Origin of the sequence: Sinomonas terricola (assembly GCF_034931225.1) — a bacterium.
GTDB lineage: Bacteria > Actinomycetota > Actinomycetes > Actinomycetales > Micrococcaceae > Sinomonas > Sinomonas terricola.
The window spans coordinates 1-15757 of sequence record NZ_JAYGGQ010000011.1; the positions used below are offsets into that span (position 1 = coordinate 1).

Consider the following 15757-nt stretch of genomic DNA (forward strand, 5'->3'; position numbering starts at 1 on the left):
TCCCGAGACATGTGTCGCGTATCAGCTGTCGCCGATGTCGCGAGACACGTGTCGCCTATGTCCTGAGATCACACACCGCCTCGCGCACCCATGATGTCTCGGGACATCGACGACACCCCCGGTCTTCGGACCGGGGGTGTCGTCGTCTCTGGAGGGTCTCGGCCTGCAACCGGCCCGAGTCGGTGTGACGGATTCCCGCCCTACGCGACGTCCTTGAGCTGCACCGGCCGGATGAGCACCCGCATCGGAGTCACCACCCAGCGCTCGCGCGTCGCACGGAACTCCTCATGGGTCGAGAATTCATACAGCGCATTCCGCACGCGCACCCAGCGCGGCCGCACGCCGTCGAACGGGTCCGCGCGGAGCAGCCGCAGCGTCGCGGGGTCCGCCTCGAGAAGCTTGAACAGGAACGCGTAGAACCACTCCTCGTGCACGGTGCGCAGGGGGAGGAACCACATGAGCCAGTCAAGGCGCAGGTGGTACGGAGCCCACTGCCGCGGGACGCGGCCCGGCTCGCCGGGCTTGCCCTTGAAGCGGTACTCGCGCCATGCGGCGTCCTCCGTCGGATCGTCGTCGAGCGTCCCCTCGACGACGATCTCCACCCGGTGCTTCGTCACGCTCCCGAATGCCCCGTACGTATTGCCGAGCTGCCAGCGGTTGAAGCTCGCGTTCATGAGCTGCCGCCGCGAGAGCAGGTTGCGCGCGGGCCAATAGCCGAGCACGGCGAGGAGCAGACTCGCGGCGAGGACGACGGCGGCCCATGCCCACGCGAACACGTCGCCAGGGTATCCGGTCGCCTCGCCCAGTCCGCCGGCGAAGAGCCCGCCGGACCACACGCCGTCGTGCGCCGCCGCCGTGTCGGCCCACGCCGCCGTCGAGTAGCGGGCCGGCGTGAAGGGCAGGGCCGCGTGCACGACGCGGTCGCTCACGCCGGAGAACGCGAGCACGATCGCGGACCAGTTGAGCCACGCGAAGTTCCCCGAGAGCACGAGCCACAGCTGCGTGACGATGATGAGCGCCGCCGCGATGGTCGCGAGCGGCTGCGGCGCGAACAGGAAGAACGGGACGACGAGCTGGGCGAAGTGGTTCCCCGCGACCTCGGCCCGGTGCAGGCGCTTCGGCAGGAGGTGGAACTGGCGGCTGAGCGGGCCCGGCATCGGCTGGGTTTCGTGGTGGTAGTAGAGCGCCGTGAAGTTGCGCCACTCGGACCCGCCGCGGATCTTGATCATCCCCGCACCGAACTCGAGCCGGAACACGAGCCACGCCGTCACGAGGAGCACGGCCGTGGGCGGCGGGCTCTGGTCCGAGCCGAGGAACGCGACGGTGAAACCCGCCTCGAGGAGGAGCATCTCCCAGCCGAAGCTATAGAACGTCTGGCCCACGTTCACGATCGACATGTAGAGGCCCCACAGCGCGAGGAACGCGAGCAGCGGCACCCAGGGCGGCCCGAGCTGGGGAACGCCGAGCACGATGAGCCCCGAGATCGCGAGCCCGGCTCCGCACATCCAGCGCAGCCGCCTGTCCGAGTACCCCCAGCGGAACAGCGTCGGCCGGCGGAGGCGATGGAACGCGGCGATGAACTCGGGCACGGGCAGGAGGCCGCGTTCGCCGAGCAGTGCGGGGAACTGGTTGAGGCTCGAGAGGAACGCGATGAAGAAGAGGACGGCGATGCCCCGCTGGAGCACGACGCGCGCCAGCTGGTAGTCCGGCGCGCTGAACCACAGCAGCCAGTCCATGCGTCAACGCTACGCCCGGGGCTAGCGTGGTTCCATGAGCGAACAGAGGCCCTTTCAGAACGTCACGTTTCCCTCGGTGGGCCGCGAGGCTCACGGCTATCTCGCGCTGCCCGCCGCAGGCTCCGGCCCTGGCGTCATCGTCATCCAGGAGTGGTGGGGGCTCGTCGACCACATCCGCGACATTGCCGACCGCCTCGCCGCCGAAGGCTTCGTGGCCCTCGCCCCGGACCTCTTCGGAGGGCGCGTGGCGCACGACGGCGCCGAGGCCGCCCGCATCATGCGCAGCCTCCCCGAGGAGGAAGGGGCGCGGCTCCTCGCGGGCGCCGTCGACTACCTCCTCAGTCTGCCCGAGGTGACGAGCGCGACCGTGGGGGCGATCGGCTTCTGCATGGGCGGCGGCTTCGTGCTCCAGCTCGCCGCCCAGCAAGGTGACCGGGTGAGTGCTGCCGTGCCGTTCTACGGGGTGGGGCAGGGCGTGCCGAATGACTTCTCGGGCGTGCGCGCCGCAGTTCAGGGCCATTACGGCGAGCACGACCGCGGCTACCCGGCCGCCGAGGCGCGGAAGCAGGAGCAGCAGATCCGGCGAGAGTCCGGAGCCGAGGTCGAGTTCTTCTTCTACGACGCCGGCCACGCGTTCGCGAACGACTCCAACCCGCAGGGGAACTACCGGCCCGAGGCAGCCAAGCTCGCGTGGTCGCGCTCGGTGCAGTTCCTCAAGGACAAGGTCCACTGAAGCGCTTCCGTCCGGTGGTCACCTTCCGTGGGTGCCGAGCGCCCGACGGACGACGGCGGCGGCCACGAGCATGAGCACCGCGCCGATGGCGGCGGTCGCCCCGACGCCGGAATCGAACGCGCGATGCGCCGACTCGAGGAGCTCGGTGGCGACAGGCCCGGGGAGAAGCGGCGCGGCGTCGACCGCTCCGCCGAGCGTCTCGCGGGCCTTCGCCGCGGCGTCGGAGGGGAGCCCGCCGGGAATCGCGACATTGAGCCGGTACGCCGCGCCGAGCACACTCCCGAGGATGGCCGTTCCCATGACGGCGCCGAGCTCGTACGCCGTCTCTGAGATCGCGGACGCTGCACCCGCCTTCGCACGCGGGACGCTCGCGATGATGAGGTCATTCGAGAGCGTCTCGGCGAGGCCCACGCCCGCCCCGACGACGGCGAAGCCTGTGAGCAGCGCGGGCAGCGAGCCGTCGCGGCCGAACGCAAGCACGATCACGTAGCCCGATGCATTGAGCAGAAGGCCCGTCACCATCACGCCGCGGACCGAGAAGCGCGCGGCGAGCCGCACGGCGGCGAGGCCGGTCACGATCGTGAGCGCGAGGCCGGGGAGCATGAGCAGGCCCGCCCGGAGCGGGGATGCTCCGGCGACGAGCTGCAGGTGCTGCGAGAGGAACAGCATGAAGCCGACGAGCGAGAAGATGCTCAGGAGGTTCGAGGCGAGTCCCGCGCTGAACGCGCGCGTCCGGAAGAGGCGCACGTCGAGCATCGGCGCCGCGCGGCGCAGCTGCCTCCTCACGAAGACCCACCCGGCCACGAGCCCAGCGGTGAGGACGAGCGCGGCGGGGGCGCCGCCGTCGTGCGCAAGCTCCTTGACCCCGTAGACGACCGCGGTCGCGGAGGCGATGACGAGCAGGATGCTCGTCGCGTCGACGGGCGACGGCACGGGGTCCCGGGATTCGGGCACGAGGAGCGGCGCAAGCACAAGGAGGGGGACGAGCACGGGCACCGCGAGAAGGAACAACGAGCCCCACGCACCATGCTCGAGGAGTGCGCCGCCGACGAGCGGGCCGAGCGCCGCGCCGCCCGAATAGGCCGCGGCCCAGATGGCGATCGCAAGCCGGCGTTCCGTCGCATCCACGAAGATGTTGCGGATGAGCGAGAGTGTGGCGGGCATGATCATCGAGCCGAAGACGCCTAGCAGTGCCCGGGCGGCGATGAGCTGCGCCGCGTCCGTGGCGAGGGCGGCGGCCGCGGAGACAGCTGCGAAGCCCGTGGCGCCGATGAGGAGGATGCGGCGGCGCCCGAAGCGGTCGCCGATGCTGCCCATCGGCACGAGCAGCCCGGCGAGGACGAGCGCGTAGGCGTCGACGATCCACAGGAGTTCGGTGCTGCCCGGTTGGAGCGCGAGCGAGATCGCGGGGAGGGCGAAGGCGAGCACGGTGTTGTCGACGGCGATGAGCAGCACCGGGAACATGAGTGCGGTGAGCGCGAGCCAGCGTCGCGCAGTGGCGGGGTGCGTGCCGATCTCGGGCCGCGAGGCGATGTGGACCATCATGACTCCTTGGTGTGCCGGGCGCTGGGGTGTGGCCCGACTCGATAACTTTACCGTCTGGACGGTTTAGTTACAACACCACGTACAGTTTCCTTATGCCCAGACCGCCCAAGGCCCGCGAGGCGCTCGTCGCCGCGTATCGCGACCTCCTCGTCTCCGAGGGCGAGCGCGCCGCCACGATGGATGCCGTCGCTGCGCGGGCGGGGGTCTCGAAGGGCGGCCTCCTCTATCACTTCAAGAGCAAGGACGCGCTCGCGGACGCCCTTCTCGCGGCGCTCCACGAGGCGGCCTCCGCGGACCGCGAGCTGATGGCGGCGGATCCCGACGGGCCGTCGCGGTACTTCGTCCGGACGTCGGTCAACTCGGGGACCGACATGGACGCACTCTTCGTCGCGGCCGTCCGGCTCGCCCAGGCCGGGCACGTCGGCGCGCTCGCCGCCCTCGAGGAGATCGACGCCGCGTGGCTCGAGCTCATCCGGCGCGAGGTGCCGGACCCCGCCGTCGCCACGGCCGTCATGCTCATGGGCGAGGGGCTTTATCACTACTCCTCACTCGCCGGAAGCTGGCCCGAGAAGGCGTTCGGGACCTCGCTCGAGGAGCTGCTCGCCGTAGTGGACCGGCTCAGCGGGCGGGGCGGCTAGCGTTTCTGAGATCACGGGCTGCCCAAAGCCGCATTTCCGTGGGTCATTTCCCCCGGAGAAGCGGGGGAGGGCAGCACTTTGCCTGACCACTTGACCTTGACGCCGCGTCAACTTCTACGCTCGAAGAGGCAGGGAGGAAACGCATGGACTGGAGCATCCAAGAGGTCGCCAAGCTTGCAGGCACCACGAGCCGCACGCTGCGCCATTACGGCAGCATCGGGCTGCTCGAGCCGAGCCGCGTGGGCCACAACGGCTATCGCTACTACGACGAGGAATCGCTCGTGCGGCTCCAGCGCATCCTCCTGCTCCGCGAACTCGGGCTGGGTCTGCCGGCCGTCGCGGAGGTCCTCGAGAACCAGACGGACCAGAGTGCCGCGCTGCGCACGCATCTCGCGTGGCTGCGGCAGGAGCAGGATCGGCTCGCGCGCCAGGCGCGGGCCGTCGAGTCGACGATTCAGCAACTGGAGGAAGGAGGCCAGCTCATGGCACAGGACATGTTCGATGGGTTCGACCACACGCGGTACAAGGACGAGGTCGAGGCCCGCTGGGGAGCGAAGGCGTACGCGGACGGCGACTCATGGTGGCGCGGCCTAGGCGCCGAGGGCCAGAAGGAGTGGAAGGGGCGGATCTCCCGGCTCATCGATGACTGGCGCGCAGCGGCGTCGAGCGGCGCGTCGCCCGAGAGCGACACGGCCCAGACGCTCGCCGCGCGGCACGTCGAATGGCTTGGCTCGATCCCAGGCACGCCGGGCTACCCCGAGGGGCCCGCGAAGGCCTACGTGCTCGGCCTCGCCGACATGTACGTCTCCGACGAGCGCTTCGCGGCCAACTACGGCGGCGCCGAGGGGGCGACTTTCGTGCGGGACGCCCTGCGCGTCTACGCCGAACGCGAGCTCTGAGGTTCGCAGGCGCCCAGGCGGGCGGGGCGACGAAGGCGAGCGGACGACGGCGGGTGCGCGCCGCCGTCGTCCGCTCGCCTTGGCACTCGAAGCCCTCGTGCACCCGCGCTCACGCGCCTAGGGTTGACTGCATGCGAGTCAAGATGTGCAGCATTCACGTGACCGATCCAGCCGCGGCCCATCGTTTCTACACGGAGACGCTCGGCTTCGAGACCCTCATGGCCCTGCCTGAGGCTCACCTTTTCATCGTGTCGTCGCCCGGCACGCCGGGGCTCGGGCTCCTGCTCGAGCCGAGCGACAACCCCGTGGCCGAGGCCTACCGTCGGGGCGTCTACGCCCAGGGGCTCCCGGCGATCGTGTTCGGCTCGGCGGACGTGCGCGCGGACTACGAGCGGCTCACGGCCGCCGGGGTGGCCTTTCAGGGCGAGCCCGCCGAAGGTCCGGCTGGCCTGGCCGCCGTGTTCGACGACACGTTCGGGAACTTCGTCCAGCTCCACCAGGACTGACAGCGCGAGAGGTGGCCACGGGTTATGCGAGAGGTGGCCACGGGTTATGCGAGAGGTGGCCACGCGTCGCCAGCAGCGTGACGCGTGGCCACCTCTCACCCCACGCGTGGCCACCTCTCACCCCACGCTTGGCCAATCTCAGGCGCGCGCGCCCGCCGGGCGGCGACGCACCTGCCACCACCGCGGCGCGACCGCGATGAGCAGCCCGGCCACCGCGACCGCGGTGCTCAGCCCGAGGCCCGGCCGAAACACGTCGAGCATGGCCTCAGCCGACGCATGGCCGGCGTGCCCGCCGGACCCCACGAGCGCCGTGGTGACCGCGAGCACGAGGGCTGCGCCCACCTGCGTGCTCGTCTGGATGAGCCCGGCGGCGAGGCCCTGCTCGGCGTCGTGGATGCCCGCCGTCGCCTGCACGTTGATCGACGGGAAGCCGAGCGCGAAGCCCACGCCGAGCAGGAGGACCGAGGGCAGGATGTCGAGCGCGTAGACCGGATGCGTGCCGATCCGGAGGAATAGCAGGTAGCCGAGCGAGAGGGAGAGCAGGCCCGCAACGACGAGGCGCGTCGCCCCGAAGCGGTCGATGAGCCGGCTCGCGAACGGCGCGCTCCCCGCGACCATGAGCCCCGCCGGAAGGAGGGCGAGTGCCATCGCGAGCGGTGCCCAGCCGAGAACTGACTGCAGGTACAGCGTCACGATGAACTGGAAGCTCAGGTAGGAGCCGAAGAGGGCGACGGCGGCGAGGTTGGCGCGCGCGACCCAGCCTTCGCGGAGGATCCCGAAACGGATGAGGGGGTGCTTCACGCGCGACTCGATCCATCCGAACGCCGCGAGGACGGCGGCCGAGAGCACAAAGCCCGCGATCGTCTGCGCGGAGCCCCAGCCCGCGTCGGGGGCCGAGACGAGCGTGAAGACGAGCCCGAGCATGCCGGCCGAAAGGGTGACGGCGCCCCAGACGTCGTGTCCGCCGTCGCCCGCTGCGCGGTCCCGCGGGATGAAGCGCAGGCCCAGGATCACCGCTGCCACGGCGATCGGCACGGAGAAGAGGAAGGTCCAGCGCCAGCTGAGCGCCGTCATAAGCCCGCCCACGACGAGGCCCAGCGAGAAGCCGCTCGCCCCGAACGTCGTGTAGATGGAGATGGCGCGGTTGCGCTCGCGGCCTTCCGCGAAGTTCGTCGTGATGATCGAGAAGCCCGTCGGTGCGGTGAACGCCGCGGCGAGGCCCTTGATGAAGCGGGTCGCGATGAGCAGGGTCGGATCGCTCACGAGGCCGCCCAAGAGGGACGCGGCGGCGAAGACGCTCAGAGCGATGAGGAAGATCCTGCGCCGCCCGAGGAGGTCCGCCATGCGCCCGCCGAGCAGGAGGAGCGAGCCGTAGCCCAGAACGTAGCCGGACACGATCCACTGGAGCGCGCCCGTGCCGAGGCCGAGCTCACGGCCGATTGAGGGAAGGGCGACGCCGACCATCGAGACGTCGAGGCCGTCGAGGGCGAGGACGACGCACAGGGTGGTGAGGAGGAGCCACTGCGCGCGGGTCCAACGGGAGTCGCCGCGCGGCGTCGTGGGGGTCTGAGGGGCGGCCAAGGTGGTCAGAGTTGTCAGATCTTGCGCCATGCCCACGACATTACATGACGCATCATTCAATGACAAGGAAAAGAATGATGTGGAATTAGATTCCGTGTCGAGGTATACTCGGGGCATGTCCACGGAGGCCACGCACGAACTCGTCGAACAATGGCGAGCCCTCCAATGCGCCTATCTCAAGACCTCGAACGCCCTCGACCGCGAGCTGTCCTCGCGGCACGGCATCGGCCTCAACGAGTTCGAGACGCTCGACCTCCTCGCCGAGCACCGCTCCGAGGGATGCCGCATGAAGGACCTCACCTCGGTCTCGCCCATGACGCAGAGTGCGCTCTCGAAGATCGTGGACCGGCTCGAGAAGGCCGGTTACGTGCGCCGCGCGGCTTGTGCCGACGATCGCCGCTCCCTCTACGTCGAGCTCACCGACGCCGGCTCGCATCTGCACGACGAGGCCGCGACGACCCACCGCGAGCTCCTCGAGGCCAACCTCCCGGTCTGACGGGGCCCGGCCGCGGGCCGGACCCGGCTCAGTGGTAGTGGCGCGGATCCGCTTTGATCTTCTTCTGCGACTTGGCCGCCGCGGCATCCCGGATGCGCTTCTGTTCCTCGCGCACGGCCGCCATGTTGGCGCGCTCGTCGACGAGCCACTGCGGCCGATTCTGCAGGAGCTCAGAGATCTCTTCGGTGGTCAGCGCCTCGCTGACACCGCCACGGGCGAGGCCGCTGATCGTCACGTTGAGCTTCTGCGCGACGACGGGGCGCGGGTGGGGGCCGTTGCGGCGCAGGTCTGCGAGCCACTCCGGCGGGTTCGACTGGAGCTCGTCGAGCTGCTCGCGCGACACCTCGCCTGCCTGGAACTCGGCCGGGGTCGCGGGCAGGTAGATGCCCAGCTTCTTCGCGGCCGTGGCAGGCTTCATGGACTGGGGCTTGCGGGAAGTCATGGATCAAGCGTAGCTGGACGCCGCGTACCCTTGGCGGGCAGCGTGCTGACGACGCCACCCGTGGCCCCTCTCAAGACTTATCGGGCTACGGTTGACGCATGGATTCCGAGAGCCTCGCCCCGGCCGGTCTTCGCGTCGCGTTTGTCGCCGGCGTCTCGCCCGGCAAGTGGTTCCGCCGCTGGGAGGAGCGCTTCCCCGAGGCCACGCTCGCCTCCGAGATGGCCGACGACGGCGCCCAGCTCGCCGCTGTGCGCGAGGGCCGCGCTGACATTGCGTTCGTCCGCCTCCCCGTGGACCGCGAAGGGCTCCATGTCATTCCGCTCTACGAAGAGGTCCCGGTCGTCGTCGCCCCCAAGGGGCACGAGATCCAGGCCTTCGACGAGGTGCCCTTCGCCGAGATCGAGGACGAGCTCTTCGAGTACGACGGCGGCGCCTCCGAACGCCTCGACCTCGTCGAGGGCGGCGCGGGCCTTGCGATCCTTCCGATGAGCGTGGTCCGCCACTTCAACCGCAAGGAGCTCCGCTACCGGCCCGTCACGGGGGTTCCGGGATATGAGGTCGGCGTCGCGTGGCGTCGCGACAACGAGAGCGAGGCCGTTCAAGAGTTCATCGGGATTGTGCGGGGGAGGTCTGCGAACAGTTCCCGCCAGGCCTCGGTGCAGCGCGGCCAGCAGGAAGCCGCGAAGCAGCGCCGGGCCGATCGCGCGGCCTCCCAGTCGGCCGAGGCGAAGTCCCGGAACGAGGCAAGCCGCGCCGCGAAGGCCGCCCGCACGGGGAAGCCCGCTCGCGGCGCCGCGAAGCCTGCTCGGCAGGGGAAACCGGGAGGCGCGGGAGGGAAGTCGAGGCACTCGGGTGCGGGTCGCCGTCGTCCGCGGTAGCGCTCGCGTCGGTGAGTCCCGCGCCGCCGGGAGGTGGCCACGCGTGGGCGGGAGGTGGCCACGCGTGGGCGGGAGGTGGCCACGCCTGGGCGGGAGGTGGCCACGCGTGCGGTTGGCGACGCATGGCCAGCTCTCGCCCATCCCGTGGCCAGTTACCCGCTCGGCCGGCTATCCGACGCTGAGGGCCGCGACGCCGTCGAGCGTGCCGACGAAGGCCCTCCCGCCCGAGAGTGTCGGGCTCGCGAAGTGCGGCACGGGGCCCAGCTGCGCGTGTCGCCGGATGCCGCCGCTCGCCGGGTCGAGGGCGTAGAGGTCCCCGGTCTCGTAGTCGACGACCCACACCGCCCCGTACCCGGTCACGGGGGAACCGGCAGCGCGCACGGGAAGCCGCCACCCGAGGCGGAGGCCGGGAGGCGAGGTCACGGTCATCTCCTGGAGCCAGCCGTCGCACGGGACGTAGACAGTCATGCCGGTGACGGACGGCGCCCCGTAGGCCCGGCACGCGGCGGCCTGCGCGAGGGCGCCCCCGATCCCGCCGAGGTGCCCCGCGTCGAGCACGTACGCCGTCCCGCCCTTGCCGTCCATGAAAACGTACGGGCCCACCCGGACCGGCGTCATCGAGCCGAGGTCGGCGTCGGCGGCGTTCTCCCGCGCCCACGTGCTCGGGGCGAAGAAGTCGGTGCGCCGCAGCGACGCGTCGAGGGCGATCACCGAGTCGGAGCCGTCGTAGTCGGTGGTCGACGCGCCGTTGCCGACGCCCACGAGCAGGCGAGCGCCGTCCACCGCCGGCCCGCCGGGTGCCCAGATGCCGCCTTCGCGCGAGGTCGGCACAACGTAGTCTTCGACGGGCCCGCCGCCCGTCGTGGACACCGAGAGGACGGTGCCGGTGTAGTCGGAGCAGTCGCCGTAGAGCCCGCCGTAGGCGATGTAGATGCGGCCGCCCAGGAGGGAGAGCGCAGCGCGCTGCTGGTACGCGATCCGGCTGCCGCGCGGCGGCTCGACCTCGCGCCGCACGGCGAGCGAGCCGTCCTTCGCGTCGACGCCCACGAGCACATGGCTCCCGTCGGAGAGCTCCGCGACCGCGAACACCAGCCCCGTGGCCGGGTCGTAGACGGGGGTTCCCGTGATGCCCAGCGGGTCGATGTTCCCGCACGGCAAAGCCGAAGCGCGCGCGGGCACCCCGACGCTGCGCTGCCACGCGATCTGCCCGGTCGCGGCGTCGAGGGCGTAGATGGTGTTGGATTCCGTGGCCGCGACCACCAGTCCGTGGACCACGAGCGGCTCCCCGTACACGGCGCCGTCGAGCTTCGTGTGCCACGCGCTGCCGAGCTCGCCGGTCGTGCCGAGGGCGGGCGACGCCGGTCCAGCACCCGTGCGGGCCGCGTCGCGGTGGTAGGTTGGCCAGTCGTCCGGATCGAGCGGCTCTGGGGTGCGCGCTCCCGGAGGGGCCGTGAGGGGACTGGCTGTGAGGGTTTGGGCGGGTGGGGCAGGCGTGGTGGGCGGCGCTGTCGTCGGGACTGCCGTGCACGCGGCGAGTGCAGCGCCTCCGAGGACGAGACACGCGACGGCGGCCGCGGCTCGCCCCGGCGGGCGGCAGGCGCGCCGGCCCCTCGTTCTCGTCATGGTCCCGTCCTCTCCGAGACCGGGCTGCTATTCCGCCTCGTGCTCGGGGCGGAGGGTGAGCGTCCAGACGTTCCCGTCGTCGCGCCGCTCGCAGGTGATCGTGGTGAGGAGCTGGCGCGCGAGCGCGAGGCCGCGGCCGGCCTCGGCCTCCGGGTTCGGCATCTCGCCCGAGCCCTCGGGGATGATCGCGGGCCACGCCCCGAGTTCGAAGAGGCGCGCGAGCAGGAGGTCCGGCCGGATCTCGACCTCGAGATCGAGTTCGACCTCGCCTCCCGGCGGCCGCGCGTGTTTGACGGTGTTGGTGACGACCTCGATGACCGCGAGCTCGAACGGGAGGCGGTCCCCGAGGTTGATGACCATGGCGTCGGTCCAGACGCGGGCCAGCTCGTCCTGCACCGCGTCGACGATCCGCGGCGTGGCCGACCCGCGCACGTGCCCCTGGGCGAGCAGGTCACGCATCGCGGTATGCGTCCTCGACAGCGGTGTACGGCGTAAGGATCCGGTCGATGCTCGTGAGCTTGAGAACCATCTGCACCTGCTCTCCTACGTTGGCGATCCGGAGGTCACCCCCGGCCTGGCGCGCGGCCTTGAGGCAGCCCACGAGCGCCCCGAGACCTGACGAGTCCATGAACTCCGTCTCCCCGAGATTGAGGACGAGCAGCTTGTGCCCCGACTCGATGGCTTCCGAGACGGCAGCCTTGAGCAATGGGGCTCCCACCATGTTGAGGCGGCCCTGCGCCGCGACCTCGGTGTAGCCTTCCCGTTCCTCGACGGCGAACTTCATCTTTCCTCCTCGCCCCCCATCTGCGTTTGGAATCCTGCCAACCCCAGCATCCCGCGGGCCGCGCCGCGGACGCGCGACGCCGCGTGAAGAACCGCGAGTGCGCCCTGAGGGGGCCCCGTGGTCGCGACGCGTTGAGGCGGCCTCACGCCGCCGCCCCGGAGTGGTCTTCTGCGGGGGCGCGCCGGACGACGATGACGGTCGTATCGTCCTGGTTCGTCGAGTCGAGGCTGATGACCGAGCGCACGGCCGCTGCCGCGTCGGGGGCCCCGACGATCGCGGCCGTCGCCGCGTCGAGCGCGTCGTCCACGTGCGCGAACCCCTCGAGCAGGCCGTCGCTCAGGGCCACGAGCGTGCCGCCCGGCTCGAGCCGCCCGTCGCGGGCGGTCCACTCGGCGCCCTGGAGGAGGCCGATCGGGGGGCCCGACGTCTCGAGCCGCTCCCACACGCCGTCCGGATGGATGAGGACGCCGAGGCCGTGCCCCGCGTCGACGTAGGTGAAGTCTCCCGTCGCGGCGTCGAGCCGCGTGTGGAGGAGCGTCACGAACGATCCGAGCCGCAGCAGGTCGGGCTCGAGTGCCCTCGCGGCAGTCCCGACGAGGGCTCCCGGGCCGTGCTCGAGCCGCCCGGGGCGGAGGACCGCACGCGCGGTGGCCGCGACGAGCGCTGCCCCCATGCCCTTGCCCATCGCGTCGGCTAGCGTGAAGGCGAGCGAAGCGCCGTCGCTCTCCCAGTCGAAGAAGTCGCCCCCGACGGTGCGCGACGGATGGCACGCGCCCGCGATGTCGTAGCCGGGCACATCCGGTGCGCGGTCCGGGAGGAGCCCGCGCTGGACGCGCGCGGCGGTCTGGAGCTCGGTCTCGGGGGCGGCGGCCGCGCGCGGCCGGCGGAAGAGCGCCTCGACCCGCGCCTGGAGCTCGCGCGGGCTGAACGGCTTGGGGAGCACGTCATCCGCGCCGCGGTCGAGGGCCTCGAGGCGGTCCGCCTCCGCTGCGCGCGCCGTGACGACGAGGATGTACGCGTTGCTGAACATGCGCAGGGTCCGGCAGACCTCAAGGCCGTCGAGGTCCGGCAGGCCCAGGTCCAGGGTGATGAGATCCGGCTCGATACGGCGCGCGGCCTCAAGGGCCGGATAGCCCGCCCCCGCGCTCGTGGCGTCGAAGCCCTGACGGCTGAGCGTCGCCTCGAGGAGGCGGCGGATATCCGGATTGTCCTCGATGACGAGCGCGCGACGTGTCATGCTTCTCCTTTTTACAGGGCAACTCAATCATTTCTGACGTCCGATGTCACAAACTTGTGTGGGGAAAAACCACGAAGGTGACGGGAGAACCGTGGAGAAGCTTCTCGAGGTCCTGCTGGCGGCCCGACGCCGCTTCGACGGGCTGGGCCCCCGCGGACGGGTGGTCCTCGCGCAGCTGCCCCTCAATGCGACCCTCGTGCTCGTGTACGCGGTCGCGGCGTTCATGGACAGCGGGCCCGCCCGCCAGGGCGTCTTCGTCGCGGGGCAGGTGCTCGCCGTCGTCATCTTCGCGGCGTGCGCGGCGATCCCCTGGCATCGCCTGCCCTCGTGGGCGCCGCTCATTATCCCGGTCCTCGACTTCATCCCTGTCGGGCTTGTCCGCTCGGCCGGGGCACCGGTCCTCTCGGGGCTCGCGCTCATCGCGGTCTTCCCGATCATGTGGCTCGCGGGCTCGGGGCATCGCCCGCGGCTCGTCGTCGCGATCGGGGCGTTCGCCTCGATCGTCATGGTGTGGACCCCGCTCCTCATGGTCGGCGCGTCGGCGGGCCACTCGTTCATCGCCGAGCTCGTCGCGCCGCTCATGCTCATCACGGTCGCGATCGTGATCGCCGTCATGACTGCCAGCGGGATCGCGCAGCAGGCCCGGGTCGAGGAGCTCCTCGCGCGGAGCGAGACCCGCGAGAGGCTCCTCGACACCGTACTCGAGACGGTCGATGTCGGCGTGCTCGTCATCGACGACCAGGGCCAGAACGTCTTCCTCAACGCGAAGCAGCGCCAGCTCTACCTCGCCGCGCTGCCCGACGGCCGCTCCTCGGCGCCCGAGGGCGAGCTGCTCGTCTACCGCGAGACCGGCGATGAACCCGTGCCCCCCGCCGATCGCCCGATTGCTCGGGCCCAGTCCGGGGACATGCTCGACCACGAGGTCTTCCGGCTCGGTCGCGGGCCCGATGCGCGGATGGTCTCGATCTCGGCGCGCGAGTTCCACGACCCCACCGGGGACCACGCGGGGACCGTGCTCGCGGCGTCTGACGTGACCGAGGTCGTCGAGGCCGTGCGGGCGCGGGACAGCTTCCTCGCGAGCATGTCCCACGAATTCCGCACGCCGCTCACGAGCCTCCTCGGCTACGCCGAGCTGCTCCAGGAGGATCCGTCCTTGAGCCCCGAGGCCCGCTCTGACCTCCAGGTCATGAGCCGGAACGCGCGCCACCTCCGGAAGATGGTTGACAACATCCTGGCGGCGTCCGTCGAGGGCCCGACAGCAGAGGTCCAGCGCACGCCTCTCGACCTCGCGCGCCTGCTCGCCCACGCGGCCGCCTCGGCGGTACCCGACGCCGACGGGCGCGGCATCGCCGTGAGCGTCGAGGCCGACGTCGAACTTCCTGTTCTCGGCGACCGCACCGGGCTCGTCCGGGTGCTCGATAATCTCGTCTCGAACGCGCTCAAGTACTCGGAGTCCGGCACGACGGTGACACTCACGGCGTCGCGCGAGGGCGACTGGGCCGTGTGCAGCGTCGCGGACCAGGGCCTCGGAATCGCTCCCGAGGACGTTGAGCGCGTGTTCACGCGCTTCCAGCGCAGCACGGCCGCCCTCCAGGCCGGCATTCCCGGCACCGGGCTCGGGCTCGCGCTCGCACAGGAGGTCGCCATCCAGCATGGCGGCGGGCTCGAGTGCACGAGCGAGCTCGGCGTGGGGAGCGTCTTCACGCTGCGCCTGCCGCTTGCCGCCTAGCTTGCGCCGGTCAGAAGACTGACCAGCCCGTTCGCGCCGTGAGTTCGGCGAGAGCTGCGGTACCGGCCACCGAGTTGCCCTTCGCGTCGAGGCCGGGGCTCCACACGCACACGGTGCACCGCCCCGGCACCACGGCGAGGATCCCGCCGCCTACTCCGCTCTTGCCCGGAAGGCCCACACGGTAGGCGAACTCGCCCGCCGCGTCGTACATGCCGCACGTGAGCATGATCGAGTTGATGCGCTTGGCGTTGTCCGCGGACAGCACGCGGGGCCCGTCGGGCGAGGCTACGCCGCCACGGGCAAGGAAGAGCCCAGCCCGTGCGAGGTCCCGGCAGCTCATCGCGATCGAGCAGTGCCGCACGTAGTGAGTCAGCACCGCGTCGACCGGGTTGTGCAGGTTGCCGAAGTCGGCGAGGAAGTGCGCGAGGGCACGGTTCCGGCTGCTCGCGGCGAGCTCCGCCGCGGCAGCATCGCCGTCGACCGTGATCCGTGCGCTCCCGGACAGGCCGCGCAGGAAAGCGAGCACCGCCTCGCCCGCGTCGCCGAGCCGCTCCATGAGGAAGTCGGTGACCACGAGCGCGCCCGCGTTGATGAACGGATTTCGCGGGATTCCGGACTCGGCCTCGAGCTGCACGAGCGAGTTGAACGCGGTGCCGCTCGGCTCCCGCAGGACGCGCCGCCAGAGCGCCTCCCCGGGGTCGCCTGCCAGGGCGAGGGCGAGCGAGAACAGCTTCGAGATGCTCTGGATCGAGAACGGCACGTCCGCGTCGCCCGCCCCGAAGACCTCGCCCTCGACCGTCGCGACGGCGATGCCGAAGCCGAGCGGATCTGCCGCGGACAGGTGCGGGATCGACGCGGGGATGCGTCCGACGGGCGACGACGGCCGGTGCGCGGCCGCGAGATCCTCCAGAAGCGCTTCCATCGCCACAG

Annotated in this window: 16 protein-coding genes; 7 read left to right on the plus strand and 9 right to left on the minus strand. The window is 71.1% G+C overall.

All coding sequences use genetic code 11. The features are described from left to right. Positions 1-200: 200 nt before the first annotated feature. On the minus strand, positions 201-1736 hold the full coding sequence (locus SPF06_RS13940; RefSeq protein ID WP_323279718.1) for a lipase maturation factor family protein: 1536 nt from the start codon (positions 1734-1736) through the stop codon (positions 201-203). Between the two features lie 34 nt (positions 1737-1770). On the opposite strand from SPF06_RS13940, the gene SPF06_RS13945 reads away from it, so the two are divergent. Further along, positions 1771-2469, plus strand: coding sequence for a dienelactone hydrolase family protein (locus SPF06_RS13945; protein ID WP_323279719.1), 699 nt, complete (start codon positions 1771-1773; stop codon positions 2467-2469). An 18-nt stretch (positions 2470-2487) separates the two neighbouring features. Here SPF06_RS13945 and SPF06_RS13950 read toward each other — a convergent pair whose 3' ends face one another. Then, positions 2488-4014 (minus strand): MFS transporter, encoded by a 1527-nt coding sequence (locus SPF06_RS13950; RefSeq protein ID WP_323279720.1) that lies wholly within the window; start codon positions 4012-4014, stop codon positions 2488-2490. 92 nt (positions 4015-4106) lie between these two features. Between SPF06_RS13950 and SPF06_RS13955 the strand changes: the two genes are divergently transcribed. The 3 genes from SPF06_RS13955 to SPF06_RS13965 all read left to right on the plus strand — a co-directional run bounded on the left by SPF06_RS13955 (position 4107) and on the right by SPF06_RS13965 (position 6057). Then, positions 4107-4652, plus strand: coding sequence for a TetR/AcrR family transcriptional regulator (locus SPF06_RS13955; protein WP_323279721.1), 546 nt, complete (start codon positions 4107-4109; stop codon positions 4650-4652). 143 nt (positions 4653-4795) lie between these two features. Next, positions 4796-5551, plus strand: a complete 756-nt coding sequence (locus tag SPF06_RS13960) for a MerR family transcriptional regulator (protein WP_323279722.1) — start codon at positions 4796-4798, stop codon at positions 5549-5551. A 131-nt stretch (positions 5552-5682) separates the two neighbouring features. Then, positions 5683-6057 carry a VOC family protein gene (locus SPF06_RS13965; RefSeq protein ID WP_323279723.1) on the plus strand — a complete coding sequence of 125 codons (375 nt, stop codon included), beginning with the start codon at positions 5683-5685 and terminating at the stop codon, positions 6055-6057. Positions 6058-6195: 138 nt separating this feature from the next. On the opposite strand, the gene SPF06_RS13970 is transcribed toward SPF06_RS13965, so the two are convergent. Further along, positions 6196-7668 (minus strand): MFS transporter, encoded by a 1473-nt coding sequence (locus tag SPF06_RS13970; protein ID WP_323279724.1) that lies wholly within the window; start codon positions 7666-7668, stop codon positions 6196-6198. A gap of 85 nt (positions 7669-7753) precedes the next feature. Between SPF06_RS13970 and SPF06_RS13975 the strand changes: the two genes are divergently transcribed. Continuing rightward, a complete protein-coding gene (locus SPF06_RS13975) occupies positions 7754-8134 on the plus strand; it encodes a MarR family winged helix-turn-helix transcriptional regulator (RefSeq protein WP_323279725.1) in 381 nt (126 codons plus the stop codon). A 28-nt stretch (positions 8135-8162) separates the two neighbouring features. On the opposite strand, the gene SPF06_RS13980 is transcribed toward SPF06_RS13975, so the two are convergent. Continuing rightward, entirely contained in the window at positions 8163-8576 is a 414-nt protein-coding gene (locus SPF06_RS13980; protein ID WP_323279726.1) for a DUF5997 family protein, read from the minus strand. A 98-nt stretch (positions 8577-8674) separates the two neighbouring features. Between SPF06_RS13980 and SPF06_RS13985 the strand changes: the two genes are divergently transcribed. Next, complete coding sequence (locus SPF06_RS13985; RefSeq protein ID WP_323279727.1) at positions 8675-9454, plus strand: LysR family substrate-binding domain-containing protein; 780 nt, start codon at positions 8675-8677, stop codon at positions 9452-9454. Positions 9455-9622: 168 nt separating this feature from the next. Here SPF06_RS13985 and SPF06_RS13990 read toward each other — a convergent pair whose 3' ends face one another. The 4 genes from SPF06_RS13990 to SPF06_RS14005 form a co-directional block, all read right to left on the minus strand. Continuing rightward, on the minus strand, positions 9623-11077 hold the full coding sequence (locus SPF06_RS13990; protein ID WP_323279728.1) for an outer membrane protein assembly factor BamB family protein: 1455 nt from the start codon (positions 11075-11077) through the stop codon (positions 9623-9625). A gap of 27 nt (positions 11078-11104) precedes the next feature. After that, complete coding sequence (locus SPF06_RS13995) at positions 11105-11536, minus strand: ATP-binding protein (protein WP_323279729.1); 432 nt, start codon at positions 11534-11536, stop codon at positions 11105-11107. Next, a complete protein-coding gene (locus SPF06_RS14000) occupies positions 11529-11861 on the minus strand; it encodes an STAS domain-containing protein (protein ID WP_323279731.1) in 333 nt (110 codons plus the stop codon). The genes SPF06_RS13995 and SPF06_RS14000 overlap by 8 nt, the downstream gene beginning before the upstream one ends. 142 nt (positions 11862-12003) lie before the next feature. Continuing rightward, positions 12004-13098: a SpoIIE family protein phosphatase gene (locus tag SPF06_RS14005; protein WP_323279732.1), complete on the minus strand. Its 1095-nt coding sequence runs from the start codon at positions 13096-13098 to the stop codon at positions 12004-12006. A gap of 91 nt (positions 13099-13189) precedes the next feature. Between SPF06_RS14005 and SPF06_RS14010 the strand changes: the two genes are divergently transcribed. Next, on the plus strand, positions 13190-14827 hold the full coding sequence (locus SPF06_RS14010; protein WP_323279733.1) for a sensor histidine kinase: 1638 nt from the start codon (positions 13190-13192) through the stop codon (positions 14825-14827). 10 nt (positions 14828-14837) lie between these two features. Here SPF06_RS14010 and SPF06_RS14015 read toward each other — a convergent pair whose 3' ends face one another. Further along, on the minus strand, positions 14838-15749 hold the full coding sequence (locus SPF06_RS14015; RefSeq protein ID WP_323279908.1) for a glutaminase: 912 nt from the start codon (positions 15747-15749) through the stop codon (positions 14838-14840). Positions 15750-15757: the final 8 nt, after the last annotated feature.